Origin of the sequence: Pseudoclavibacter sp. RFBB5, from assembly GCF_002931555.1 — a bacterium.
Classification (GTDB): domain Bacteria; phylum Actinomycetota; class Actinomycetes; order Actinomycetales; family Microbacteriaceae; genus Pseudoclavibacter.
In genome coordinates, this window is sequence record NZ_PSTZ01000010.1 from 177,220 (window position 1) to 201,474 (window position 24,255).

At 68.2% G+C, this 24,255-nt stretch carries 27 protein-coding genes and 1 tRNA gene; 14 read left to right on the plus strand and 14 right to left on the minus strand.

Annotated features, from left to right (window positions below; all coding sequences use genetic code 11):
- The first annotated feature begins 4 nt into the window (after nucleotides 1-4).
- The 3 genes from C5B97_RS15540 (at nucleotide 5) to C5B97_RS15550 (ending at nucleotide 3,421) form a co-directional block, all read left to right on the plus strand.
- Nucleotides 5-1,261: an allantoate amidohydrolase gene (locus C5B97_RS15540; RefSeq protein WP_258068306.1), complete on the plus strand. Its 1,257-nt coding sequence runs from the start codon at nucleotides 5-7 to the stop codon at nucleotides 1,259-1,261.
- A 76-nt stretch (nucleotides 1,262-1,337) separates the two neighbouring features.
- Nucleotides 1,338-2,330 (plus strand): YqaJ viral recombinase family protein, encoded by a 993-nt coding sequence (locus C5B97_RS15545; RefSeq protein WP_258068307.1) that lies wholly within the window; start codon nucleotides 1,338-1,340, stop codon nucleotides 2,328-2,330.
- An 89-nt stretch (nucleotides 2,331-2,419) separates the two neighbouring features.
- Nucleotides 2,420-3,421 (plus strand): NADP-dependent oxidoreductase, encoded by a 1,002-nt coding sequence (locus C5B97_RS15550; protein ID WP_258068308.1) that lies wholly within the window; start codon nucleotides 2,420-2,422, stop codon nucleotides 3,419-3,421.
- 21 nt (nucleotides 3,422-3,442) lie between these two features.
- On the opposite strand, the gene C5B97_RS15555 is transcribed toward C5B97_RS15550, so the two are convergent.
- Nucleotides 3,443-4,111 (minus strand): FadR/GntR family transcriptional regulator, encoded by a 669-nt coding sequence (locus tag C5B97_RS15555; protein ID WP_104312898.1) that lies wholly within the window; start codon nucleotides 4,109-4,111, stop codon nucleotides 3,443-3,445.
- 276 nt (nucleotides 4,112-4,387) lie between these two features.
- Here C5B97_RS15555 and C5B97_RS15560 point away from each other — a divergent pair, with 276 nt between their 5' ends.
- A complete protein-coding gene (locus C5B97_RS15560; RefSeq protein ID WP_308471456.1) occupies nucleotides 4,388-6,088 on the plus strand; it encodes a 2-isopropylmalate synthase in 1,701 nt (566 codons plus the stop codon).
- A 121-nt stretch (nucleotides 6,089-6,209) separates the two neighbouring features.
- Here the strand turns inward: C5B97_RS15560 and rplA are convergent, their stop codons facing one another.
- The 5 genes from rplA to C5B97_RS15585 form a co-directional block, all read right to left on the minus strand.
- The gene (gene rplA, locus C5B97_RS15565; protein ID WP_068482355.1) at nucleotides 6,210-6,896 is read right to left on the minus strand and encodes a 50S ribosomal protein L1; all 687 of its coding nucleotides are present in this window, start codon (nucleotides 6,894-6,896) and stop codon (nucleotides 6,210-6,212) included.
- Nucleotides 6,897-6,999: 103 nt separating this feature from the next.
- On the minus strand, nucleotides 7,000-7,431 hold the full coding sequence (gene rplK / locus C5B97_RS15570; protein WP_104252140.1) for a 50S ribosomal protein L11: 432 nt from the start codon (nucleotides 7,429-7,431) through the stop codon (nucleotides 7,000-7,002).
- Between the two features lie 110 nt (nucleotides 7,432-7,541).
- A complete protein-coding gene (gene nusG / locus C5B97_RS15575; protein ID WP_104312899.1) occupies nucleotides 7,542-8,471 on the minus strand; it encodes a transcription termination/antitermination protein NusG in 930 nt (309 codons plus the stop codon).
- Between the two features lie 75 nt (nucleotides 8,472-8,546).
- On the minus strand, nucleotides 8,547-8,858 hold the full coding sequence (gene secE / locus C5B97_RS15580) for a preprotein translocase subunit SecE (RefSeq protein ID WP_104252138.1): 312 nt from the start codon (nucleotides 8,856-8,858) through the stop codon (nucleotides 8,547-8,549).
- A 70-nt stretch (nucleotides 8,859-8,928) separates the two neighbouring features.
- Nucleotides 8,929-9,001, minus strand: a tRNA-Trp gene (locus tag C5B97_RS15585).
- A gap of 192 nt (nucleotides 9,002-9,193) precedes the next feature.
- On the opposite strand from C5B97_RS15585, the gene C5B97_RS15590 reads away from it, so the two are divergent.
- The gene (locus C5B97_RS15590) at nucleotides 9,194-10,405 is read left to right on the plus strand and encodes a pyridoxal phosphate-dependent aminotransferase (protein WP_181027041.1); all 1,212 of its coding nucleotides are present in this window, start codon (nucleotides 9,194-9,196) and stop codon (nucleotides 10,403-10,405) included.
- A 159-nt stretch (nucleotides 10,406-10,564) separates the two neighbouring features.
- Here the strand turns inward: C5B97_RS15590 and C5B97_RS18335 are convergent, their stop codons facing one another.
- From C5B97_RS18335 to C5B97_RS15615, 4 genes are all read right to left on the minus strand, one after another.
- Entirely contained in the window at nucleotides 10,565-11,809 is a 1,245-nt protein-coding gene (locus C5B97_RS18335; RefSeq protein WP_181027042.1) for a hypothetical protein, read from the minus strand.
- A gap of 70 nt (nucleotides 11,810-11,879) precedes the next feature.
- Nucleotides 11,880-13,613 carry a ubiquinone-dependent pyruvate dehydrogenase gene (poxB, locus tag C5B97_RS15605; RefSeq protein WP_104312903.1) on the minus strand — a complete coding sequence of 578 codons (1,734 nt, stop codon included), beginning with the start codon at nucleotides 13,611-13,613 and terminating at the stop codon, nucleotides 11,880-11,882.
- Between the two features lie 81 nt (nucleotides 13,614-13,694).
- Entirely contained in the window at nucleotides 13,695-14,099 is a 405-nt protein-coding gene (locus tag C5B97_RS15610) for a VOC family protein (protein WP_104312904.1), read from the minus strand.
- A gap of 10 nt (nucleotides 14,100-14,109) precedes the next feature.
- Nucleotides 14,110-14,604 carry a helix-turn-helix domain-containing protein gene (locus C5B97_RS15615; RefSeq protein WP_104312905.1) on the minus strand — a complete coding sequence of 165 codons (495 nt, stop codon included), beginning with the start codon at nucleotides 14,602-14,604 and terminating at the stop codon, nucleotides 14,110-14,112.
- Nucleotides 14,605-14,737: 133 nt separating this feature from the next.
- Between C5B97_RS15615 and C5B97_RS15620 the strand changes: the two genes are divergently transcribed.
- From C5B97_RS15620 to C5B97_RS15645, 6 genes are all read left to right on the plus strand, one after another.
- A complete protein-coding gene (locus tag C5B97_RS15620) occupies nucleotides 14,738-15,661 on the plus strand; it encodes an ABC transporter ATP-binding protein (protein WP_104312906.1) in 924 nt (307 codons plus the stop codon).
- Complete coding sequence (locus tag C5B97_RS15625; protein WP_104312907.1) at nucleotides 15,658-16,557, plus strand: ABC transporter permease; 900 nt, start codon at nucleotides 15,658-15,660, stop codon at nucleotides 16,555-16,557. Before C5B97_RS15620 ends, C5B97_RS15625 begins: the two co-directional genes overlap by 4 nt.
- Before the next feature lie 54 nt (nucleotides 16,558-16,611).
- Nucleotides 16,612-17,847, plus strand: a complete 1,236-nt coding sequence (locus C5B97_RS15630; protein ID WP_258068320.1) for a sensor histidine kinase — start codon at nucleotides 16,612-16,614, stop codon at nucleotides 17,845-17,847.
- On the plus strand, nucleotides 17,844-18,557 hold the full coding sequence (locus tag C5B97_RS15635; RefSeq protein WP_104312909.1) for a response regulator transcription factor: 714 nt from the start codon (nucleotides 17,844-17,846) through the stop codon (nucleotides 18,555-18,557). The genes C5B97_RS15630 and C5B97_RS15635 overlap by 4 nt, the downstream gene beginning before the upstream one ends.
- Before the next feature lie 10 nt (nucleotides 18,558-18,567).
- Nucleotides 18,568-19,014, plus strand: coding sequence for a hypothetical protein (locus C5B97_RS15640; RefSeq protein ID WP_104312910.1), 447 nt, complete (start codon nucleotides 18,568-18,570; stop codon nucleotides 19,012-19,014).
- Nucleotides 19,015-19,406: 392 nt separating this feature from the next.
- Nucleotides 19,407-19,658 carry a hypothetical protein gene (locus tag C5B97_RS15645; protein ID WP_146080841.1) on the plus strand — a complete coding sequence of 84 codons (252 nt, stop codon included), beginning with the start codon at nucleotides 19,407-19,409 and terminating at the stop codon, nucleotides 19,656-19,658.
- A gap of 95 nt (nucleotides 19,659-19,753) precedes the next feature.
- Here C5B97_RS15645 and C5B97_RS15650 read toward each other — a convergent pair whose 3' ends face one another.
- From C5B97_RS15650 to C5B97_RS15660, 3 genes are read right to left on the minus strand one after another with little or no spacing between them, the layout of a single operon-like run.
- Nucleotides 19,754-20,809 (minus strand): UDP-N-acetylmuramate dehydrogenase, encoded by a 1,056-nt coding sequence (locus C5B97_RS15650; RefSeq protein WP_104312912.1) that lies wholly within the window; start codon nucleotides 20,807-20,809, stop codon nucleotides 19,754-19,756.
- Nucleotides 20,806-21,297, minus strand: a complete 492-nt coding sequence (locus C5B97_RS15655; protein WP_104312913.1) for a MaoC family dehydratase — start codon at nucleotides 21,295-21,297, stop codon at nucleotides 20,806-20,808. Before C5B97_RS15655 ends, C5B97_RS15650 begins: the two co-directional genes overlap by 4 nt.
- 4 nt (nucleotides 21,298-21,301) lie before the next feature.
- Nucleotides 21,302-21,760, minus strand: coding sequence for a MaoC family dehydratase N-terminal domain-containing protein (locus tag C5B97_RS15660; protein ID WP_104312914.1), 459 nt, complete (start codon nucleotides 21,758-21,760; stop codon nucleotides 21,302-21,304).
- Between the two features lie 211 nt (nucleotides 21,761-21,971).
- Here C5B97_RS15660 and C5B97_RS15665 point away from each other — a divergent pair, with 211 nt between their 5' ends.
- Genes C5B97_RS15665 through C5B97_RS15675 form a run of 3 tightly spaced genes read left to right on the plus strand, consistent with a single transcriptional unit; the run spans nucleotide 21,972 to nucleotide 23,716 of the window.
- Entirely contained in the window at nucleotides 21,972-22,544 is a 573-nt protein-coding gene (locus C5B97_RS15665; RefSeq protein ID WP_104312915.1) for a hypothetical protein, read from the plus strand.
- Nucleotides 22,541-23,113 carry an OmpA family protein gene (locus tag C5B97_RS15670; RefSeq protein WP_104312916.1) on the plus strand — a complete coding sequence of 191 codons (573 nt, stop codon included), beginning with the start codon at nucleotides 22,541-22,543 and terminating at the stop codon, nucleotides 23,111-23,113. Before C5B97_RS15665 ends, C5B97_RS15670 begins: the two co-directional genes overlap by 4 nt.
- Nucleotides 23,114-23,122: 9 nt before the next feature.
- Entirely contained in the window at nucleotides 23,123-23,716 is a 594-nt protein-coding gene (locus C5B97_RS15675; RefSeq protein WP_104312917.1) for a hypothetical protein, read from the plus strand.
- A gap of 35 nt (nucleotides 23,717-23,751) precedes the next feature.
- Here the strand turns inward: C5B97_RS15675 and C5B97_RS15680 are convergent, their stop codons facing one another.
- A complete protein-coding gene (locus C5B97_RS15680) occupies nucleotides 23,752-24,075 on the minus strand; it encodes a hypothetical protein (protein ID WP_104312918.1) in 324 nt (107 codons plus the stop codon).
- Between the last annotated feature and the right edge of the window lie 180 nt (nucleotides 24,076-24,255).

A 24,255-nucleotide genomic window follows, 5' to 3' on the forward strand; every position in this document is an offset into this window, starting at 1 on the left:
CATCATGGAGAGCATGGAAGCGACCAGCAGGGCCCAGCAGCCGACGAGCGTCTCATCGCTCATGCGCGAGATCGAGCACCTGGGCCGCGATCGAACGCGCGGCGGCTACAGCAGGCCCGTCTACTCGCATCCAGAACTCGAGCTGCGCGAATGGTTCCTCGCCGCAGCCCAGGCTCGAGGCCTCGACATCGAGGTCGACGCCAACGGCATCATCTGGGCCTGGTGGGACCGACCAGACGGCGACCGCTCCGGCGCGCTCATCACGGGGAGCCACCTCGATTCCGTCCCGGGCGGCGGTGCGTTCGACGGGCCCCTCGGCGTGACGGCGGCCCTCGCCGCGATCGACCTGCTGCGCAGCGAAGGGCGCGCGCCGAGCGTCGCCGTCGCGATCGCCGTCTTCCCCGAGGAGGAAGGGTCACGCTTCGGCGTCGCCTGCCTCGGGTCAAGGCTCCTCACGGGCGCCATCGACCCGGACCGCGCGCGCTCGCTTCGGGATGCGGACGGCACGACCTTCGCCGAGGCCTCCGCCGAGGCCGGCTTCGACCCAGCGCACCTCGGCCCCGACCCCGCTCGGGTCGCGCAGTTCAGCGCGTTCATCGAGCTGCACGTGGAGCAGGGCCGCGGCCTCATCGACCTCGCGGGCCCCGTCGCGATCGGATCCTCCATCCTGGGCCACGGCCGCTGGCGCGTGAGCTTCACCGGCCAGGGCAACCACGCCGGCACCACGCTCATGGCCGACCGCCGCGACCCCATGGTGGCCGCGGCGCGCCTCATCGTGGGTATCGAGGAGATCGCCCGATCTGTGCCAGGAGCCCGAGCGACTGTCGGGCGGCTCGAGCCGGTGCCAGGCGGAACGAACGTCATCGCCTCCCGCGTCGACACGTGGCTCGATGTCAGGCACCCCGACGACGAGGTGACCGCCGCCCTCGTGGAGCGCATCCGCGCCCGAGCGACGGAGGTGGCCGCTGAGCAGGGATGCGAGGCGACACTCGTCGAGGAGTCGCTCTCCCCCACCGTGTCCTTCGACGCCAGCCTCCGAGACACGCTCCAGCGCGCACTCCCGGACGCGCCGGTGCTCGACACCGGCGCCGGCCACGATGCCGGCGTGCTCGCCGCGCACCTGCCGACCGCGATGCTGTTCATCCGCAACCCGAGCGGCATCTCCCACTCGCCGGAGGAGTACGTCGAAGACGTGGATGCGGACCACGGTGCGCGCGCGCTCGCCACGGTGATCATGGCGACAGGTGCGGCGGAGGCCTGAGCCCGACCAGATTTCGGCGAGATCGGCGCTTGGTACCGCGACTGTCGGTGGTGTGGGAAACAATAGACAGATGGTCATGTTCCGCCCGAGCCACGACGTCGACGAGACGTCCTGGTTCCGAGAACCCCAGGAGGCACCGAAGTCGCGCCGCCGTGACCGCGAGCTGTACGGCCCGGCCGCACTGATGGACTACGCATCGGCACCCGCGCCGACATCGGCACCCAGAGTGGAGTCCCTGCCGCGCTTCTACACCTCGGAGACCAGGACCGCGCCGGCGACGACGCCGCTTTCGGCGAGCGAGGTCGGCGTATGGCGCGCCCGTGGCCCGGCCTCGGCCGAGACATCCGCCATCGAGCTTCCCGCGACCCCGGAGGTCGAGGCCATGAGCGCGCACCTCCTGCGTGTCCTCGCCGACTCCAACGACCGCGCAGCCTGGCTCAAGGCCCGCGCCGACGGCGTCACGGCCACCGATGCGGCACGCCTCGCAACACCGTCATCGGTCAAGCAGGTCGTCAAAGACAAGGTCATGGGCAACTCGTTCAACGGAAACGCCTACACCGACTTCGGACGTCAGCGCGAGCCGGAGATCGCCAGGTGGGTCCTCGAGCGCCACGGCATCCCGGCAAGCGGCCTCCTGTTCCACGCCGAAGCGTCCAAGAGCCACCTCGCGACCCCGGACGGCCTGCACTGCGACGAAGAGGGCCGCATCCTCCTCGCCGAGATCAAGACCACGAACAAGGTGTGGAAGCGCATCCCCCGGTCCTACATGCGCCAGATCTGGTGGCAGCAGTACGTGCTCGGCGCCGAGCGCACGCTCATGGTGTGGGAGCGACACCAGGACTTCATCGTCGTCGACCGTGAACCGAAGTTCGTGTGGATCGACCGCGACGAGGAAGAGATCGCCAAGCTCGTGACCCTCGCCAACGAGGTGCTCAAGGACGTCGAGAAGTACCGGGGCGAGTTCGCCCAGTACTCGACCGGCAACGCTCAGCCTTTCCAGGGATACGGAAACACGCACAGCAGCAGCGACTACACGCAGTCGTTCTACGACGCCGAGACCTACGCGTAGCGAGCATCCTCCCGGCCACGCCCATCTGTTCCACGCGAGTCTCATCTGTTCCGCGCGAGTCTCATCTCGTCCGCGCGAGAATGGCAGCTATGACTGACGCCGCAGATCTCCAACCGACCTCCGACACCATGCGCGCCGCCCTCCTCACGGGCATCGGCGGGCCAGAGATGATGCAGCTCGGCGAGACCGCCGTGCCGCTCACCCTCAACTCGGACACGCTCGTGCGCGTCAGGGCGGCGGGGGTGAACCCCATCGACGGCAAGACCCGCTCGGGTGCCGGGGCGGCGAAGGCGATCACCAGCTTCCCGTCGACCCTCGGCGGTGAGTTCTCGGGCGTCGTGGTGCGAGCTTCCTACGAGCTCGCCCCCTTCCAGCCCGGCGACGAGGTGTACGGGATGCTCCTCTTCCCCCGATACTCGGGCGCGTACGCCGAATACGTCTCGGTCCCCTTCATGAGCCTCGCGAAGAAGCCAAAGAACCTGTCCTTCATCGAGGCCGGCGGCGTTCCGCTCGCCGTGCTCACCGCCTGGGCCGCCGTCGTCGAAGCAGGCGGCGTCTACACGGGACAGCGCGTCCTCATCCACGCTGGCGCCGGCGGGGTCGGCCATTTCGCAGTGCAGCTCGCGAAGTACTACGGCGCGCACGTCATCACCACGGCCTCCGAGCGCAACCACGAGTGGCTGCGCGAGCTCGGAGCCGACCAGGTCATCGACTACCGCAACGAGCGCTTCGAGGAGGTCATCAGCGAGCCCGTCGACGTCGTCATCGACCTCATCGGCAACGTCAAGGATCAGACCGGCAGTCGGTCCCTTCGCGTCCTCCGCGACGGCGGCACGCTCATCAACGTGCCGACCGGCAGCTACCCGGACCTCTTCGACGAGGCCGCCGCCGAGAACCGGGGCATCGTCGCCTCCACGCTCAAGCTCTCGCCCGAGGGGCGCATCCTGCAGACCATCACGCAGCTCTTCGAACAAGGGGCCCTGCAGACGCACGTCGACCGTGTCTTCCCCCTCGCCGAGGCCGGCGCCGCGCAGGAGCTCATCGCCGACGGCCACGTGCGCGGCAAGGTCGTCCTCGACATCGACGCGTAGTCCGCGGCATCCCCGACGCGGCTAGCCCGTCCTCGCTTTGAGATCGAGCAGGTGGTCCCGAGTGAGGGCGGCGGCCGTCGGAGCGTCCTGCGCCTCGATCGCATCCAGGATGCGGAGGTGGACGTCGTGGTCGGCATCGCTGCCGAACTCGCCGCGAAGGCGCAGCATGCCGATCATCGCCCCCCTGCTGCGGGGCGCGAAGCCGTCGAAGAGCTCCGTGAGGATCTCATTGTGAGCCGCGATGACGATGCTGCGGTGTAGCGCGATGTCCGCGTCGACATGCGCTTCGATACTCGTGCGCTGCGCGATACGGACCTTGGCGGCGCGGACCATCGCCTGAAGCTCCGCGGTCGTGCGCCGTTCGGCCGCGAGCCCTGAGGCTTCCACTTCGATTGCGATGCGGGCCTCGATCACCCTCTCGATGTCCGCACGCATCACGATCGAATCCAGGGGCTCAGCCGCGTCGAGAGCGGTGACGAACACCCCAGCCCCCTGCCTGGTGGCCAGCACGCCGCTCCCCGCAAGCTGGCGGATGGCCTCGCGGATCGTCGACCGACCGACCCCGAGTTGGGGCGCGAGGGTCGTCTCGCCCGGCAGCTTCTGCCCCAGTTCCCACTCGCCACCGCGGATTCGCTCGAGGAGCAGCTGGGCAGCCTGCTCGGCAAGTGGTTCACGGCGAAGTGCGCTCATGCACCCATCATCCCCCACGTCGCATACTCCTCTACTTGTCTGAGGAGTTGTGATAGGTTCTGGCACATGCTCCCCGCATCGCTCCTTCTCCTTCGCCGCCACGACGGGTCCTAGCCTGACCGGCTCCCCGTCGTGGAGCCGAAGCGCGCGCCGGTCGTCACCCCCCACGCGACCACCAAGGACAAGAACATGCACAGCACCGAATCCAGAATCTCCACACCCGCCGGCCCCGTTCCAGACCAGGCACCGCACTGGAACCGCCAGCGGCACTCGCAGATGCCCTCCCACCGCTACCTCGACGTGCACTCCCGAGTGGACGTGCCGCTCACCGAACGGGACTGGCCCGCGAATCGACTCACGACCGCGCCCCTCTGGGTTCCCGTCGACCTGCGAGACGGAAACCAAGCGCTCTCGGAGCCCATGGATCCCGACCGAAAGCGCCGGTTCTTCGAGCTCATGATCCGCATGGGATACAAGGAGATCGAAGTCGGCTACCCCTCCGCCTCCCAGACCGACTACGACTTCGTGCGCCTCATCGCGACCACCGAACTCGCACCAGAGGACGTCACGATCGTCGTGTTCACGCCCGCGCGCCGTGACCTGATCGAACGAACAGTCGCCGCCATCCAGGGGATCAGGAACCCGGTTGTCATCCACCTCTACACGGCGACAGCTCCCGCCTGGCGCGACGTGGTCCTCGGGAAGAGCAAGCAGCAGCTCAGGGAGCTGATCCTCGCTGGTGCGAGCGACGTCCTCGAGCTCGCCGGCCACCTGCCGAACGTGCGATTCGAGTTCTCACCTGAGGTGTTCAACCTCACTGAGCCCGACTACGCCCTCGACATCTGCAATGCCGTCACGGAACTCTGGATGGCGACCCCCGAGCGGCCGGTCATCCTGAACCTCCCCGCCACCGTCGAGGTCGCGACCCCGAACATCTACGCGGACCAGATCGAATACATGCACAAGCACCTGGCGCGACGCGACTCCGTGATCCTCTCCGTGCATCCCCACAACGATCGAGGGACGGGAGTCGCCTGCGCAGAACTGGCGGTGCTCGCGGGCGCGCAGCGCGTGGAAGGGTGCATCTTCGGCAACGGCGAGCGCACGGGCAACGTCGACATCGCAGTCCTCGCGCTGAACCTGCACGCGCAGGGCATCGACCCCATGATCGACTTCTCCGACATCGACGAGATACGCCGCACCGTCGAAGACAGCAACCGCCTCGAGGTCCACGCGAGGCACCCCTACGTGGGAGACCTCGTCCACACTGCCTTCAGCGGCACGCATCAGGACGCCATCAGGAAGGGGTTCGCCGAGCAGCGCTCCCGCGCCGCGCACGAGGGGCGTCCGGAACGTGATGTCGAGTGGCGGGTCCCCTACCTGCCCATCGACCCGGCGGACATCGGCCGCAGCTACGACGCCGTCATCCGCGTCAACTCGCAGTCGGGCAAGGGCGGTATCGCCTACCTGCTCGAAACCGACTACGGCATCGAACTCCCCCGGCGCCTCCAGATCGACTTCGCTCGACGCGTTCAGGAGCACACCGACGCGAACGGCGAAGAGGTGGGGGCCGCGCAGCTGCTCGAGCTCTTCGAGCGCAGCTACCTGCGCGGCTCGTCTCCTGACGTGGAACTGCTCCAGCTCAGCGTCGAGACCCGCGCGGGGACCTCACGCACGAGCATCCGCGTTGGCATCGACGGCACCGAGCACAGCGGCACCTTCGACGGCATCGGTCCAGCAGAGGCCGTCACGAAGCTGCTCGCAAGCGCGGGTGTCACCGTCGACATCCTCTCGCTCCACCAGACAGCACTCGGGTTGGGCAGCAGCAGTGAAGCGCTGACGCTCCTCGAGTACCGGGACCCCTCGGGCACGCATTGGGTCGCCGGCCGAGACCGGTCGGTGCTGTCGGCAACCGTCACCGCGATCCTCAGCGCAGCACGCGACAGCGTCTCGACGCGCGTGCACACACCCGCGTAGTCGGGGCGGCGAGGCCCGGCGGATGCGCTCGCCGGGAACGCACGAACGGCCCAGTCCGAGGACTGGGCCGTTCGTGCTGGCGGATGCGCGCATCCGCCTGAGCTCTGCAGCTCGCGACAGACTAGATCGCGTTGACGTCCAGCGGGATGCCGGGGCCGAAGGTCGTCGAGACGACAGCCTTCTGGATGTAGCGACCCTTCGAGCTCGACGGCTTGAGGCGGACGACCTCGTCGAGGGCTGCGCGGAGGTTCTCTCCGAGCTGCTCCGACGTGAACGCCGACTTGCCGACGATGAAGTGCACGTTGGAGTGCTTGTCGACGCGGAACTCGATCTTTCCGCCCTTGATCTCGGTGACAGCCTTCGCCGGGTCGGTCGTGACCGTTCCGGTCTTCGGGTTCGGCATGAGGCCACGGGGTCCGAGGACCTTTCCGAGGCGTCCGACCTTGCCCATGAGGTCAGGGGTGGCGACTGCGGAGTCGAAGTCGGTCCAGCCGTCTGCAACGCGAGCGATGAGCTCGTCGCCGCCGACCTCGTCGGCGCCAGCAGCGATAGCCGCCTCAGCCTTGTCACCCGTCGCGAAGACGATGACCTTGGCCGTCTTGCCGGTGCCGTTGGGCAGGCTGACGGTGCCACGAACCATCTGGTCAGCCTTGCGCGGGTCTACACCCAGGCGAAGAGCGACCTCGACGGTGCTGTTGAACTTGGACGAGCCGGTCTCGCGTGCGAGCTCGACGGCCTCGGCGAGACCGTAGAACTTGTCCTCGCCGATCTTCTCTGCCGCGGCACGGTATGCCTTGGACTTAGCCATGTTGTTCTCCTTCAAGAGTTGCGGTTGCGAGCCTGGCCGGCTCTCCCGCGATGTTCAATGCCGCGCCCGAGGCGCGACGTGTGGTGTTGGGAGCGGGAAGGCCTTAGCCCTCGACCGTGATTCCCATGGAGCGAGCCGTGCCGGCGATGATGCGCGACGCCATGTCGAGGTCGTTCGCGTTCAGGTCGGACTGCTTCGCCTCCGCGATCTCGCGGACCTGGGCGGCGGTGAGCTTGCCGACCTTGGCCGTGTGAGGCGTCGGGGAGCCCTTCTTGACGCCGGCAGCCTTCTTGATCAGCTCGGCAGCAGGAGGGGTCTTCAGGATGAAGGTGAACGAACGGTCTTCGTACACGGTGATCTCAACGGGGATCACGTTGCCACGCTGCGACTCGGTAGCCGCGTTGTAGGCCTTGCAGAACTCCATGATGTTGACGCCGTGCTGACCGAGCGCGGGGCCGATAGGAGGAGCCGGGTTAGCGGCGCCAGCCTGGATCTGAAGCTTGATCAGACCCGAGACCTTCTTCTTGGGTGCCATGTCTTTTCCTTCTTTCGATTCGAACTCCGCGCAGACGCGCGGTGCTCTCCCGGTGGCCCGGCGGTTCCGGACTCCGGTGGTTTAGGGGCAGTCGCTTGGTGGAGCGAGTGCTAGAGCTTGGTGACCTGGTCGAAGCTGAGCTCGACGGGGGTCTCGCGCTCGAAGAGCGACACGAGCACGGTGAGCTTGCCGCTCTCCGGCTTGATCTCGCTGATCGAGCCGGTGAGCCCCTCGAAGGAGCCCTCCTTGATCGTGATGGTCTCGCCGATCTCGAAGTCGATCTCTGCGATCGGCTGGCGCTTCTGCACGCCACCCTGACCTGAAGCGTTCGCCTTCGCGGGTGCTTCTGCGATCTCGACAAGACTCTTCAGCATCTCAAATGCCTCGTTGAAGCGCAACGGGGTCGGGTTGTGGGCGTTGCCCACGAAGCCGGTGACACCCGGGGTGTGGCGCACGACGGACCAGCTGTCCTCGTTGAGCATGAGGCGCACGAGCACGTAGCCGGGGATGCGGACGCGCGTGACCATCTTGCGCTGGCCGTTCTTGATCTCGACCACGTCTTCCATGGGAACTTCCACCTGGTAGATGAAGTCGCTCATGTTCATGGACTCGGTGCGCTGGTGCAGGTTCTGCTTGACGCGACGCTCGAAGCCGGCGTACGTGTGGATGACGTACCACTTGCCTGGCTTGAGGCGCAGTTCGCGCTTGAAGGTCTCGTACGGGTCGACGTCAGGGTCTTCCTCGCGAGCCTCGACCTCTTCATCTTCGGTCGCGGCGGCCGCAGCCGCCTCTTCCTCGCTCGTGTCGATCTCGAGGACATCGTTGACGATCGCGTCGACCTCTGGGTCGACGACATCGGCGCCTTCTCCGTCGTCGAGGTCTTCCTCGGTCACGACTTCGTCGGACTCTTCGATCTCGTGGGCCTCTTCGAACTCTGCGTCGATGTCGCGGTCACCCTCCTGGGCCTCTGCGACTTCGGAGTCCTGCTCCAGCGCGGTCTCGTAAAGACCGTTCGGGTCGGCGACGTTCGGGTCTGACACGATTCCTCATCTCGATTGTGTGGTGCGGGGCTGCTCGCCCTTTTCGGTGGAGGCTCGGGAGCCGGAGCGGTGCGACTATTCCGTCGGAACGGGCGTCGCCGCCGGCTCACTCGGGAAGAGCGAGCTGCCCTGACCGAACACCCACGATGCGCCCCACCCGAAGAGCAGGTCGAGCACCGTGACGAGCAACATCATGAAGATGACGAAGACGAGCACGACACCCGTGAACTTGAAGAGCTCGGCGCGGGTCGGTGTGACGACCTTCTTGAGCTCGCCCATGACCTGGCGGAAGAAGAGAGCGATGCGGCCGACAAGGCCGCGCTTGGGCTCGGAGCCTCGCTTTGACTCGGCGACGTCGGTCGCTTCGTCGGACTTGCTTGGACTCACGCGCTCTCCCTTTCGATGGTTGAGACCTTCGATGGTGGGCCCCGTAGTGGGTGCGTTCAGCACCGAAATGCAGGGCGGACAGGACTCGAACCTGCAACCTGCGGTTTTGGAGACCGCTGCTCTACCAATTGAGCCACCGCCCTTTGCGTGAACACCGGATGCGTGCATCCGTTCACCCTGATACCGTCTGCAGCCGCTCCATAGGGAACGGTTTCAGGCGCGGTTCAGTATGTCGCTTTCGGCAACCAGGAAAGCATACGACAGGTGCGCGCCGGAAGTCCAACGCGGGTGCAACTCGCGGACGGCGACGTGCCTCCGGACCTAGACTCAAGGCCATGGTTTCCGACTCACGTCTCTCTCCTCGCATCGCCGCGATCGCCGAATCCGCCACCCTCAAGGTCGACGCGAAGGCCAAGGGCCTCAAGGCCGCCGGCCGACCCGTCATCAGCTATGCAGCGGGCGAGCCCGACTTCCCCACGCCGCAGCACGTCGTCGAGGCTGCGCTCGTCGCCGTCAGCGACCCCAAGAACCACCGCTATACGCCCGCAGCCGGCCTGCCGGAGCTCCGCGAGGCCATCGCCGAGAAGACCAAGCGCGACTCCGGCTGGGATGTCCCCGCCTCGCAGGTCATCGTCACGAACGGTGGCAAGCAGGCCGTCTACCAGGCCATCAACACGGTCGTCGGCGCCGGCGACGAGGTCCTCCTCCCCGCCCCCTACTGGACCACCTACCCCGAGGTCATCCAGCTCGCTGGCGGCACGACCGTTCCCGTCTTCGCCGGAGCCGACCAGGAGTACAAGGTCACCGTCGACCAGCTCGAGGCCGCGCGCACGCCCGCCACGAAGGCGATGCTGTTCGTCTCGCCGTCCAACCCGACCGGTGCCGTCTACTCCGAAGAGGAGACGCGGGCCATCGGCGAATGGGCTGCCGAGCACAGCATCTGGGTCATCGCCGACGAGATCTACCAGAACCTCACCTACGACGGCGTCCGAGCCGTCTCCATCGTCGAAGCGGCCCCTGCTGTCGCCGACCGCACCATCCTCGTCAACGGCGTCGCCAAGTCGTTCGCGATGACCGGCTGGCGCGTCGGTTGGATGGTCGGCCCCGCCGACGCCATCAAGGGCGCGGGCAACCTGCAGTCGCACCTGTCGAGCAACGTCAACAACATCGCCCAGCGCGCGGCCATCGCAGCCCTGACGGGGCCGACCGAGCCCGTCGAGGAGATGCGCCTCGCCTTCGACCGCCGCCGCAAGACGATGGTCGAAGAGCTCAGCAAGGTCAACGGCTTCCGCGTCCCGACGCCCGAGGGCGCCTTCTACGTCTACGCCGACGTGCAGCAGCTCATCGGCACGGAGATCGAGGGGCGACAGATCACCTCGTCGCTGGACCTCGCCGACCTCATCCTCGACGTCGCCGAGGTCGCCGTCGTGCCAGGTGAGGCGTTCGGGCCGTCCGGCTACCTGCGCCTCAGCTACGCGCTCGGCGACGACGCGCTGCTGGAAGGCGTGCGGCGCCTGCAGAAGCTCTTCGCCGGCGTCGAGCTCTAGGCACGCGGCGGCTCGGCACGCATCCGCTCGCCGCGCATACGCTTCGCTGAAGAGGCCAGTTTCACCTCATCCTGGCGCTCAGGACGGGGCGGAACTGGCCTCTTCTCGCGGTTCTCGGTTCTCGGTCCGCGGGCGCGCAGGGCCCGCGAGCAGGCGTGACTACGGCGTCGTGAAGCTGATCTCGGCGACCTTCTGCGAGATACGCGAGTTGGGGTCGTCGAGCTCGCCGCCCCACGCATTCGCCAAGATGGTGATCTTCGTACCGGTCGACGGCATGTAGCGGGTCGCCATCATCCCCTCGGACCCGTCCGACCAGCGCAGGCGCTGCGCGAGCAGCTCCAGCTCGTACCCGCCCTGCCCCTTGAGCACCAGCGGCACGGGATCACCGATCGGCTCGGGCTTCGCCGTGAACTGCAGCGAGGCCGAGTTCAGCTCCGACCGCGTCATGTCCTCGTCGCGGTACTCGCTCTTGTGCAGGTTCTCCTGCGCCACCGAGAAGTACGCGCCGGACTGCGGGTCGCTCAGGATGTACAGGTTGGGCTGGCGCTCGGAGACGTCCTGCTCCCAGCCGCCGACAGGTGGGTTCACCACCGTGATGCCGTTCGGGAACACGACGTCCGTCGTGATCGGGATGTACCCGGCGACCGCGTCCTGGGGCGCGGCGGGCATGAGCGTGCTCGTCGGGACGGGCGTTGACGTCGGAGCCTGCGGGTCAGCGCCCCCGACGGGGATGGTGGGGTCGTTCGGCGAGGTGAACGCCATGAAGAGGCCGACCACGAGGGCGACGATCGCGACACCGCTGATGCCGATGCCGACGAGGAGACCGACCGGGCGCTTGCGCTGCTTCTGCAGTTCCGGGTCCTCCCCCAGCTCGCGGCGCCTGGGCTGCGCGGCAGTCTGCTGCTGCGGCGCGAACCGGGGCGGCGGGACACCGGCGGGAAGATTCGCGGGAGGACCCTGCACGAACGGGGGCTGCCCTGGGAAACCGGCACCCGGCTGCCCCGGGCCCTGCACAGGACGTGGCATCGGAGCCTGCGACGGGAGATTGCCCGGCCCAGGGACGGAGGCGTTCGCGGGGTGCTGCCCGTGCGCGGGGTGCTGGGCCGGCGCGGGGTACTGGCCCGGCGCGGGATGCTGGCCCGGCGCGGGCGCCTGGCCCGGCGCGGGCGCCTGGCCCGGCGCGGGGAACTGCCCTTGCCCCGGTCCGGCAACGCGCGGTGGTGCGGAGAACTGTCCAGGCACTCGAGGGTGCCCCTGCGGCACGCCAGCCGACGGCACGCCCCACGGGGTCTGCTGACCGGCACCCTGCGCGGGTGGCACGGGTCCACCTCCGCGCGGCCGATCCCGGCGTCGGTCCTGACCGCCGTTCTGGCCCGGCGGTGGTGTGATGGGCGGTTGCGTCATGCCTGCGAGAGTACCGCCCGCGTCAGGCAGTCGCCTTGGCGCGGGCGGTACTCACCGAGAGAGCTGCGACTCAGTCGAAGATGCGGCGAAGCAGGTTCGTGTCTGCGAGGTCGACGAGCTCGTCACCGCGCCCGGACAGGACGGTGCGCAGGGCGTACAGCGTGAATCCCTTGACCTGCTCCGCTGAGATGGTCGGGGGAATCGACAGCTCCTGCCTCGCCGTCACCACATCGATGAGCGCCGGTCCGTCGTGCGCGAACGCCTCCCGGAGGGCACCCTCGAGGTCGTTCGGGTTCTCGACCCGCTGCCCGTGGATGCCGACCGCCTTCGCGACGTCTGCGAAGTTCGGGTTCTCGAGGTCGGTGCCGTAGTTGACGAAGCCGGCGGCCTTCATCTCGACCTCGACGAAGTTGAGGGAGGAGTTGTTGAAGACGACGATCTTCACGGGGAGCTTGCTCTGCCTGAGCGTGAGCAGCTCACCGAGGAGCATCGCGAGTCCGCCGTCACCCGCGAGCGCCACCACCTGGCGATCGGGGAACGCTGACTGCGCACCGATGGCCTGCGGCACGGCGTTGGCCATCGTGCCGTGGCTGAACGAGCCGATGAGCCTCCGCTGCCCGTTCATCTCGAGGTAGCGGGCGGCCCAGACGACGGGTGAGCCAACATCCGGGATGAACACGGCGTCTTGCGTCGCGAGCTCGCTGACGAGTCGGGCCACGTACTGCGGGTGGATGGGCGTGCGCCCGTGGTCGTTGTCGGCGAGCGAGTCGAGTTCCTTGCGCGCCTTGCGGTAGTGCTTGACGGACGACTCGAGGTGCTTGCTGCTCTTGTTTCCCGCGAGGAGCGGGAGCAGCGCGTCGAGGGTGTCCCCGACGTCGCCGACCAGTCCCAGGTCGAGCGGCGTGCGCTTGCCGAGCTGCTCGCCGCGGATGTCGACCTGGATGATCTTCGCCTTCGATGGGAAGAACTGCTGGTAGGGGAAGTCGGTGCCGAGCATGAGGAGCGCGTCGCAGTCCTCGATGGCGCGGTAGCCGGACGAGAAGCCGAGGAGCCCCGTCATGCCGACGTCATAGGGGTTGTCGTACTCGATGAACTCCTTGCCGCGGAGCGCGTGGACGATCGGGGCTTGCAGCGCCTCGGCCGCTGCCAGCAGCTGCGCGTGCGATCCCTGCGTGCCGGCGCCGCCGAGAATGGTGACCTTCCTTGCCGAGTTGAGGATGTCCGCGGCCCTCGCGAGGTCCTCGTCCGTCGGGCGCACCACTGACCTGGTGGGGAGGATCGGTGCGGACTTGCGCCGCCCGGCGCTCTCCTTCAGGAAGATCTCCCCCGGGATCACGACCACGGCCACGCCCTGCTTCTCGACAGCGGCGCGCATGGCGATCTCGAGCACCCGTGGCAGCTGCTCGGGTACGCTGACCATCTCGCAGTAGACGCTGCTCTCGCGGAAGAGCTCCTGCGGGTGCGTCTCCTGGAAGTAGCCGCTGCCGATCTCGGCGGAAGGGATGTGGGCGGCGATCGCGAGCACGGGCACGCGGCTGCGGTTCGCGTCGTAGAGGCCGTTGATGAGATGCAGGTTGCCCGGCCCGCAGCTGCCAGCGCAGACGGCCAGGTCCCCGGTCAGCGCGGCGTCTGCCGAAGCCGCGAAGGCCGCGGCTTCCTCGTGCCGCACATGCGACCAGGCGACGCGTCCGTTCCGGCGGATGGCGTCGGTGAACCCGTTGAGCGAGTCACCGGGAAGCCCGTAGACCCGCTCGACTCCGGCATCGTGGAGGATATCGACGATCGTGTCAGCGACTGTAGTCATGGCGCGATCTTCTGCCTCGAACCGGGGAGACAGCCGAGCGATCGACAGCCTGTCACCGCGAGACCGTGCTAGGCGTTCCCGCTAGGCCTGGCTGACCCGCACGAGGTTGCCCGAGGGGTCGCGGAATGCGGCGTCGCGCACGCCCCAGAACTGGTCGGTCGGCTCCTGCAGCACCTCGACCCCGCCCGCCGTCTGCACCTTCTCGAAGAGCGCGTCGAGGTCGCTCGTGCGGAAGAGGAGTCCGGGCAGCTCGCCCTTCGCGAGCATCGCGGAGAGCATCTCGCCGTCTTGCTCGGAGCGACCCGCCTTGGGATGGGAGAGCACGATCTCGAGCTCGGGCTGCTCCTGCGTCGACAGGGTGATCCAGCGGAAGCCCTCGTTCGGAACCTCGCTGCGCACCTCGAGGCCGAGGGCGTCTCGATAGAACGCGAGCGCCGCATCCGGGTCATCGGCGAACACGTGCACATGGCTGAGTGAGAGTGTCATGCTCCCGATGCTAGGACCGGCAACCGACATTCACTTCTCGGAAACTGCTCGAAGCCTCGACGACCGGTACGGCAGCCAGTCTCCCCTCCTTCTCGGCGCGCTCATGGACGCGCCTCGGCCGACCCCAGACCTGCGAGGTGCAGCTCGGGATGACGACGCTCTCGCGGTGATCGCGCGCTCGGTAGGCGCTCGGTGACTCCCCCACGATCTCCGTGAAGCGACTGCTGAACGAACCGAGGCTCGTCGCGCCGACCGCAGTGCACGCATCCGTCACGCTCACATCGCCTCGGCGCAGCAGCGCCTTCGCCCGCTCGATGCGCCTCGTCATGAGGTGCGCATACGGGGTCTCGCCGTAGGCCTCCCGGAAACGGCGGCTGAAGTGGGCCGTCGACATGTGCGCCGCCTTCGCCATGGCCGGAACGTCGAGCGGCCGCGCGTACTCGCGGTCGATGAAGTCGCGCGCGCGTCGGAGGCGGCGAAGCTCGTCGAGGTCGGTCGAGGCCATACCTCCAGTATGCGCGGGCGCCGTCGTGGGTTCGGTCACCGAAGTTGGCGGGCCCGCGCCTCCACCGATCGGTGGAGGCGAATCAGCCGGTCGGGCCCTGCCGCTGCGGGCAGGCTCACCGTTGGATAGGAGCATGAGCACACAGGCAGCCTTAGAGGTCACCGACCTCGTCAAGCGCTACGGAGACCGCGACGTCGTCGACGGCCTCTCCTTCGAGGTCCGCCACGGCGAGACCTTCGCCCTGCTCGGTCCGAACGGGGCCGGCAAGAGCACCACCATCGAGATCCTCGAGGGCTTCCGCACGGCGACGTCCGGCAGTGCGCGTGTGCTCGGCCATGACCCGGCACACGGGGACGCTGGATGGCGCGGCCGCATAGGCGTCGTCAGCCAGTCGAGCGCCGACATCGAGCGCTACTCGGCGCGTGAGGTGCTGCGTCACTTCGCGAGCCTCTACCGACAGCCTCGCGATGTCGCCGAGACCATCGAGCGCTGCGGGATCGCGCCGTTCGCGACGCAGCGCGTCGGTCGCCTCTCCGGCGGCCAGAAGCGCCGTGTCGATGTCGCGCTCGGCATCATCGGCAATCCGGAGGTGCTGTTCCTCGATGAGCCGACCACGGGCTTCGACCCCAACGCCCGCCGCGAGTTCTGGGGGCTCATCCAGCAGCTGAAGGGCGAAGGCATGACGATGGTGCTCACGACGCACTACCTCGACGAAGCGGAGCACCTCAGCGACCGAGCCGGGATCATCGCGGCGGGGAAGCTCGTGGAGATCGGCGACATCACGACGATCGGTGGGCCTGCGTCCCGCACTCCGCGGGTGCGCTGGCAGGAAGCCGACGGCCGATGGCGAGAGCAGAAGACGGATGCGCCCGCCCAGCTCGTAGCCGCGCTCGCGGACAGGCTCGGCCCGGAGCCCGCCGGCCTCACCATCACCCGGCCCTCGCTCGAGGACGTCTACCTCGAGATCATCGGCGAGCATCCGGTCGACAGCCCGGCGCATCCGGCAGCCGACACCCCCACAGCACTCACTCCCGCACTCCTCGGAGGCACGAAATGACTCAGATCTCAGCACTCGGCACCGCTGGCGACAGCACGCAGGACGCCCCGAAGTCCGGGCTGCGGGCGGCAGGCCGCCCGCCCAAGCCCAAGACGACGATCGGCAACGGGCTGCGGCGCATCTCCTTCGAGCTGCGGGGGTACTTCCGCCAGACCGATCAGGTGTTCTTCGTCTTCCTGTTCCCTCTGGTCATGTTCGCGCTCTTCGCATCGATCTTCAGCGGTGAGACGGTCGTCGACGACCCGAGGTTCGCCGACGTGACGATGTCGCAGTACTACCTGACGGGCATGCTCGCGATGGCGATCCTCCTCTCGGGCATGCAGTTCCTCGGCATCGACATCGCCACCGAGAAGCATGAGGGCGGACTCGCGCGCCTCGGCGCGACCCCGCTCAGCCCCGTCTCGTTCTTCATCGGGAAGATCGGGCTCGTGCTCCTCACCTGCACGGTGCAGCTCGCCCTGCTCATGGCCCTGGCGGTCATCGCGTTCGACATCACGCTGCCGGACTCGGGCGAGCTGTGGATGCGGTTCGCGTGGCTGTCGATCCTGGGCATCTTCTGCTTCGCCGCCCTGGGCATCGCGATCTCCGCGATCCCGCGGTCTGCCAGGTCGGCATCAGCGATCGTGCTGCCACTGGTGCTCGTTCCTCAGTTCCTCTCGGGCATCTACGTGCAGTTCTCGGTCCTGCCCGAGTGGATGCAGCAGGTCTCGAACCTCTTCCCCCTCGCCGGTCTCGTTCGGGGCATGCGCAGCGTGTTCCTTCCTGACGCATTCGCGGCGGCGGAGGTCGGCGGCACGTGGGGCCTCGGCAACGCGGCGATCACACTCGGCGTCTGGACGGTCATCGGTCTCGTCGCGAGCCTGCTGACGTTCCGGTGGAGCCGCGGCCGCAACTAGGTGCGAGCGCAGGTGGGCGTCGTTGTCGGTGGGTCGCGAGAGGATGAGCACGTGATGGATTTCCTGGTTCGCAACGGCCGCTGGTGGCACCTGCTGATCGTGGGCACGGCGCTCGCGAACGCGGTGGTCGCCGGCTTCGTCGCGGTCACGGCCCGGACTGCCGCCGAGCGCGCGGAAGGCCTCATCGCAACGGGGGCACTGCTCCTCATCCCCGTCGTGTGGCTGGTCTTCGGAGTGAAGTCCTTCGGGGACCGACGCCGGGGCGCGGCGCTCATCGTGCTCATGACGCTCCTCGTGACGGTGGCGATGGTGCTCGTGCCCTGGACCGGGTTCGTGCAGACCCTCATCTACCCGCTTGTCTGGCTCGTGTGCGTGAGCGCGCGGCGCAGCATCCTCGTCTCGATCGCCATCGCGTTCGGCATCGGCGCCGCGTCGGCGCTCTACAACGGTGTCGAGGAGATCCCGGACATCCTCCCCGGCCAGCTCTTCAGCGTCGCGGCGACCTGCGGTATCGGACTCTCGATCAGCTACGCCTGGCGGGTGGCGGACGAGCGGCGGGAACTGCTCGAGCAGCTCACCGCCGCTCAGGGTCACGTTCAGGAGCTGTCGCGGCAGAGTGGCGCATCCGTTGAGCGCGAGCGCATCTCCCGCGACCTGCACGACACGCTCGCTCAGACCCTCGCGGGGCTCGCCATGCTCGCCGACAGGAGCGCGAAGGACATCTCCCGCCTGCGCGACGATGAGGGGGCTGCCGGTGAGGCGGCGCAGGCGGCGCTCCTCGCCCAGGAGGAGCGCGCCGACCTCATCGCGTCGCTTGCCCGCGATGCCCTGGCAGAGGCCCGAGTGCTCATCGCCGAGAACGCGCCGGTGCGGTCGGCCGACGCCGCCGTCGCCACCTTTCCTGATGCTGTCGCGCGCCTCGTCGAGCGGTTCCGGCGGGAGACGGGGGTGCTGGCTGACGCGCAGATCGAGGTCTCACCCGGCGCTCTCGACCGCGAGAGCGAGGTGGTCCTCCTCCGGTGCGCCCAGGAAGCGCTCTCGAATTCGAGACGGCACGCGCACGCCTCGAACGTGCACCTGTCCGTGACCCCGCTGGGCACCAGCGTCCGCCTGCAGATCGAGGACGACGGCCGCGGATTCGCGCTCGACGCCGAGCCCACCGGCTTCGGTCTCGCCAGCCTCCGCGACCGCGCAGCGGCCATTGGCGGCCTCGTGTCAATCTCCAGCGAACCGGGCCGTGGCACGATCGTGACCGTGACGATTCCGGCGAGGGCAGGTGACCGCGCGTGATCCGCATCCTGGTCGCCGATGACCACCCCATCGTCCGCGCGGGCCTGGTCGGCATCTTCGAGGACGAAGCCGACATCGAGGTCGTGGCCGAGGCGGCAGACGGCGCCGCGGCGGTGACCCGGGCGCTCGCGACGACACCGGCGGTCGTCGTCATGGACCTCCGGATGCCGGTCACCGACGGCGTCTCGGCGACACGACAGATCCTGGCGGCCCTCCCGAGCACTCGTGTGCTCGTCGTCACGACGTACGACAGCGATGATGCGATCATCGGCGCCATCGAGGCCGGCGCAAGCGGCTACCTCCTCAAGACCGCGAGCGGGGCGGAACTCGTCGAAGCCGTGCGTCGCGTTGCTGCCGGCGAGCTGGCCCTGGCGCCCTCCGTGACCGCGAAGCTGGTCGCGCAGACCCGGGCGGCTGCTGTCGCAGCGTCCGGCGGTCCTGGTACCGCGCATCCGCCCGCCGGTTCGGCCAACGCCGCGCCCGCGCTGAGCGAGCGTGAACTGCAGGTGCTGCAGCTCGTCGCCGACGGACTCTCGAACCCCGAGATCGCGGTTCGCCTCCACATCGGGGAGGCGACCGTGAAGACCCATCTCGGCAAGGTCTTCGTCAAGCTGAACGTCAACTCGCGAGTGCGCGCCGTGACGCGCGGCCTCGACCTCGGCCTGCTCCGGCGAGGTGAGACGCCGGAGCATCCCAGGCGCCAGTCCTAGAGTCGGGGTCATGAAGTCTGCGCGTCGGGCCCTGCTCACCCTCCCCGTGATTGCGGCGGCGGCGCTCGCCCTGACTGGATGCGCGGACGCGTCCATGCCGACGAGCGTCGCGACCGACAGCTACGGCGGCCTGCCTCCCGAGCACAGCGGCGACGTGGGCGCCGGAGACATGGAGGGGCCGCTCGTGCTGTGGCTCGACGAGGGCAGCTCGATCTCTGTGACCACGTGGGGAAGCTCGGGGTGCCCGGCGATCCTCACCGAAGTCAACGTGGTGGACGCACAGACGCTCGACCTGCAGTACGCGGACACCACCGCCTACGCCGACCAGGTGTGCACGGCGGATTATGCGCCGCACACGAGCGAGATCGACCTGCCGGCAGAGATCACGGGCGCGCCGCTGACCGTCTCGGTCAGCTTCGACGGCGAAGAGCCGCGCGCCTCCGTCATGCTCGACTGAGCCCGACACGAAGGGGTCCCGTTTCGGTCGTGCTGAGGTCCACCTCTCATTCGGGTTGCGTCCCTCACCCAAGACACGATTGACGGGCAACCGCGGTATCGGTAGGGTCGCAGCACACGCCTAGCCAGAGAGGAGTCCCGATGATGCGCACGATCACGTTCAGCAAGCAGCCGCCGGTGACCCGTCTGCTGGGCGCCCACATCTCCTAAGCTCCGCGTCGCGGGTGGACTCTGTCCCCGCTCAGCCCGGATGCGCCTCGGCACAGGAGCCGAAGCCTCCCCATGCCGCCCCGGCAAGCACCATCGCCGTGCCATGCCCGCGCAGCGCCGCTCCTTCGCGAGCCCCTCCTTCGCACGTCTTCTTCAAGAGAAACGCCTCTCATGCACCACGTCATGACCACCGTCCAGACCCCAACGCCGAGCACCGTGCTCGTCACCTTCGCACCCACCACCACGACCACGTCCTCGCTGCTCCAGCGCCTGGAGCTGCGAGTCGCTCTGTGGCTGCTCCTGCGCACCGCGCGACGTCAGGACCCCGAGCTGAACCACGCTGAGCAGCATCGCCGCCGTCGCAACCGCGCGGCGCGGGCCCGACGCGAGCAGGCTGCGCTCCGTGCCTGGTGCACGCAGTGCATGCACCACTGAATCGCGTCCGAGGGGAACGATTTCAGCACCACTAGGAAAAGCCCCGAAGCGCTGACAGCGCTTCGGGGCTTCCGCCTCACGGGGTCTTGCGGGCTCTAGAGCTCGAGGCCGACGAGGACGGGCTCGTTGACGAGCCGCACGCCGTACTCGGCTTCGACGCGGGCGCGCACGTAGCGTGCGAGCTCCACGATCTGCTCCGCCGTCGCTCCCCCTCGGTTGGTGATCGCAAGGGTGTGCTTCGACGAGATCGCCGCGTTCGAGCCCGGCAGCGAGAACCCCTTCTTCACGCCTGCGTGGTCGATGAGCCAGGCGGCGCTGAGCTTCACGAGCGGCGCGCCGTCCTCGTCCTTGCCCGCGTCGAACTTCGGCATCTCGGGAAGCTCACTCGCGAACGACGAACGCACGATGGGATTCATGAAGAACGAGCCAGACGAGACGGAGTCCTGGTCGTGCGCATCCAGCACCATGCCCTTCGACGCCCGCAGTCGGACGACGGCATCGCGCACAACGTGCACGGGCATCCGCTCACCGAGGGGCACACCCAGGGCGCGGGCGAGCTGGTCGTAGCGCACGGGTTCGCTCTGGCCTTCCGGCATCTCGACGAGGTCGAGCTCGACGCGGGTGACCACGCCCCGCAGCTCACCGCGTTTGATGGCGGACGTGCGGTAGCCGAGGCTCAGGTCGGCGGCGTTGATCCAGCGCACGGTGTCGAGGTCGGCGTCGTAGAACTCGACGCGCGCGAGCACGTCGGAGAGCTCCTGGCCGTACGCCCCGATGTTCTGCACGGGCGTCGCGCCAACCGAGCCGGGGATGCCGGCGAGGGCCTCGATGCCGCTCCAGTTGCGGGCGACGGCGTAGTCGACGAGCGCCGTCCACGACTCCCCCGCATCGACGCGTACGCGCGCCTGACCGACCTTGTCGACGGGACCGTCGAGCTGGTGGATGCCCCGCGTGACGACGTGGAGGACAGGTTCGTCGATGCGGTCATCGGTCGCGATCGTGTTGGACCCGCCGCCCAGGACTAGCGGCTGCTCGTAGTTCGCGAAGAGCTTCCCGGCAGCGTCGACCAGCTCGTCACGGGTCGCGGCGGCGACGAGGTTCGTCGCCTCACCGCCCACCTGCGTGGTCGTCAGCTCGGAGAGCCTCGTCACGCGACGATCTCCTCAGGGAGCCCCGCGGGCACCTCACCCTGGAGGTTGGCGCGCACCTGCGACTTGGCGAGCACCGTCTGTCCGCCGAAGGAGACGACGAGATCGATGCGGCCGATGCCGTCTTCACCTGCGAGCTGACCGATTTTCGCGACGATCGACACCTCGGCGCCGTCCTGCGGGTCGACGACGACGGGGCGCGTGAACCGCACCTGGTAGTCGACGACGCGGCCAGGGTCGCCGAGCGCGTCGACGACCGGCTGCAGCGCGACGCCCATGGTGAGCATCCCGTGCGCGAGCACCCCGGGGAGACCGACCTCTTCGGCGATGTCGTCGCGGTAGTGGATGGGGTTGAAGTCGCCGGATGCGCCGGCGTAGCGGACGAGGTTGTCCCGCGTGAGCGTCACCGTGCGCTCCGCGATGACCGTGCCCACCTCGAACTCCGTGAAATCGGGGCGAGGGAGCTTCGCGATGGCAGTCGAATCGGTCATGCGGCTACTCGCTCTCGTTGGGGGTGGCGCGGACGACGAGGGTAGCGGAAGCCGTGACGACCGTCTCGCCCGCGGCGTCCGTCAGCACCGTCTCGGCGGTGATCATCGAGTTGCCGCCGAGCGACTTGACGCTCTTCACCTCGAGGGCGGCGCGCAGCTCGTCGCCGGCGACGATGGGGCGCGCGTACGTGAAGCGCTCGTCGCCGTGCACGATGTGCGAGAGCTCGATCTGGGCTTCAGGGTCGGAGAGCAGCAGCTGCAGCCCCGCGTCCTGCAGCACGGCGGGGAACGTGGCGGGCGCGACGAGGTCGGCGTAGCCAGCGGCCTGCGCGGCGGCCACGTCGAAGTGCGTCGGGTGCGAGGCCAGCACGGCCTTCGCGAACGAGCGGATGTGCTCTCGGCCCACGAGGTACGGCTCGGGGAGCTCGTACCGGCGGCCGGCAAGTTCAGGGTTCACAGACACGGCCGCCAGTCTACGGGGCGGCACGGACACTGGCATGAGGCCGCCTGCGCGCAGACCGCCGGGGAGTTCTGCCCTTTCCAGTGTCGGTGGCTCGTTCTAGGGTGCCGATGACGGCGTTCGGGGAAGGACGCCGCTGCACCAAGTTCATGGGGGTTCCGTCTTGTCACGCATACAGATACGGCCGAGCGGCACGAGGAAGCTGAGAGTTGCGATGCGTGGCTTCGTCGTCGCGGCCACGCTCACGTCGGCACTCACCCTCGCCGGATGCACCGCGCCAGGAGGCTCCGAGGGTGGGACTGACGGGGGCTCGGGGCAGGCCCAGGCCACGCAGGGCGGCAGCGGGCCAGGCGCGACCGGGACGCCCGGCGTCGAGTCGATGGAGAAGGGCGACATCGTCGCCACGCAGGAGGTGACGCTGCCGGGCGACCGCGGAACGGCGACAGTTGAGATCGAGGCGCTGCGCGTCGACGGCCAGGTGCAGACGCTCACGATGTTCGTCACCCCGCATCTCACCGACACGAGCGGGTCGCTCAGTCTGTTCCACTTCCTCGACATGCACGGCTTTCGACCTCGGCTCGTCGACAAGGCCAACCTGAAGGAGTACACGACGCTCGAGAAGGGGGCCGAGGCGTGGTCGAGCGACTCAACTGCCACTGAGGCTGGTGACGGTGAGACGTTCAAGGCGTGGGCGGTCCTCGCGGCACCGGAGGACGGCGCAACGAGCTTCGACGTGACGATCTCCGACGCCTACCCGCGCTTCACCGACATCCCGGTGATCTCGTGAGCGCCGTCGGCACGATGGGCGCGCTGACCCTCGCGACGGTGCTCGCCTTCGGCGGCGCGCATCCGCTGACCGTCGACTCGCCAGACGACCTGCCGGAGCCGACGCAGGAGATGCTCGACGCGTCCGTCACCCGGTGGAACCCGGAGGGCTCGGTCACGCAGTGGTCACTCGACGGCAGCGTCGACGAGCTCTCCAAGGAAGTCGATGAGGGGCCGAACACCGTGGTGACGCTGAAGAGCGACATCCTGTTCGACTTCAACAGCGCAGCCGTGCCTGACACCGCTGGCGTCGCGATCGCCGAGGCAGTCAAGGACGCCCCTCAGGGGGCCGCCGTCACGATCGGTGGCCACACCGACGGCGTCGGCGACCCGGCGTCGAACCTGACACTCTCCCAGCAACGCGCCGATGCCGTGGCCGCGGTCATCCGCGCCGAACGCCCCGACCTGCAGATCACGGCGACCGGCTACGGCGACACGCAACCCGTCGCCGAGAACACCACCGGCGGCGAAGACAACCCAGAAGGACGCGCGCAGAACCGCCGCGTCGAGATCACGTACGCGAAGGCCTAGAGCACCACCATGAGCAGAACACGCAGCACAGCCCTGGCCAGCATCTTCCTCGTCGGCACGCTCGCGCTGAGCGGATGCTCGCTGCTCGGCGGAGGGGACGGCGCCTCGCAGCAGACCGCCGGCACCGACAGCACCTCGCAGACAGACGGCTCACAGGGGCAGGCTTCTGATGAACCAGGGGTCGTCGCCTACGACGAGTCGAAGGTCGTCGCGACGCAGGAGATCACGCTGCCTGACGGTGTTGGCACGGCGAACCTCGAGCTCTACCCGCTCGAGGTCGTCGGCGAGACCCAGGTGATGACGGCGTTCATCACTCCCAAGCTCGTCAACCCGGAGGGGAGTGTCAATCTTTACGACATCCTCGGGGGTGCGACCTACTGGTCTCCCAAGCTCATCGACCACGAGCACCTCAAGGAGTACAAGTCCCTCGAATCCGAGACGGCCCCGGGCCGATGGACGAGCGGCCTCTTCGAAGCTTCGGGTGGCGACGGCCAGCCGATCCCGCTCTGGGCGGTGTTCGCGGCTCCTCAGGACGGTGCGACGAGCTTCGACGTCATCATCCACGACGCCTACCCGACCTTCGCGGACATTCCCATCCAGTAACGCGGGCCACACGTGTTCGGCAGCACCGGCCGACGTCAGGGCTCGGCGGGCGTGCGCCAGTTCGGCACGACTCCCATCCAACCGACACCCTGGTCGTCGAACCGGAACTCTTCTCTGGTACTCCCGTTGGGCCCGCAGAGCACTTCCGAGAGGTAGTTCGCGAAGGCCATCTCGTCGTCGAAGTCGCCCTCGATCCAGTGCGCTTCCAGCCCGATCCGAAAGTCGTTGCCGCGACTCTGAGTGATGACGAACACCGAGTCCTCTTCGGTGGCCCCGAGCTCCAGTACCTTCGGGGCGTGTGGCATGCCCTCGGGCACCAGGTACCTGCGCAGGTGCTCGGCGACGGTGTCTGAATGCATCCACCGATTGTCGCTCCGTCGCTACAGAAAACCGAGCAGTCTTGCCCGGCATGGCCGGGATGCGGTGCGGCGACGCGCTGGATCGCTGCAGCTCGTGCCGTGAGATCTTCCTCATGAACGGGTCATGAACGGTTTATGAACGGCGACCAGTGTCGTACTCACGCCGCAGCGATTGGCGCT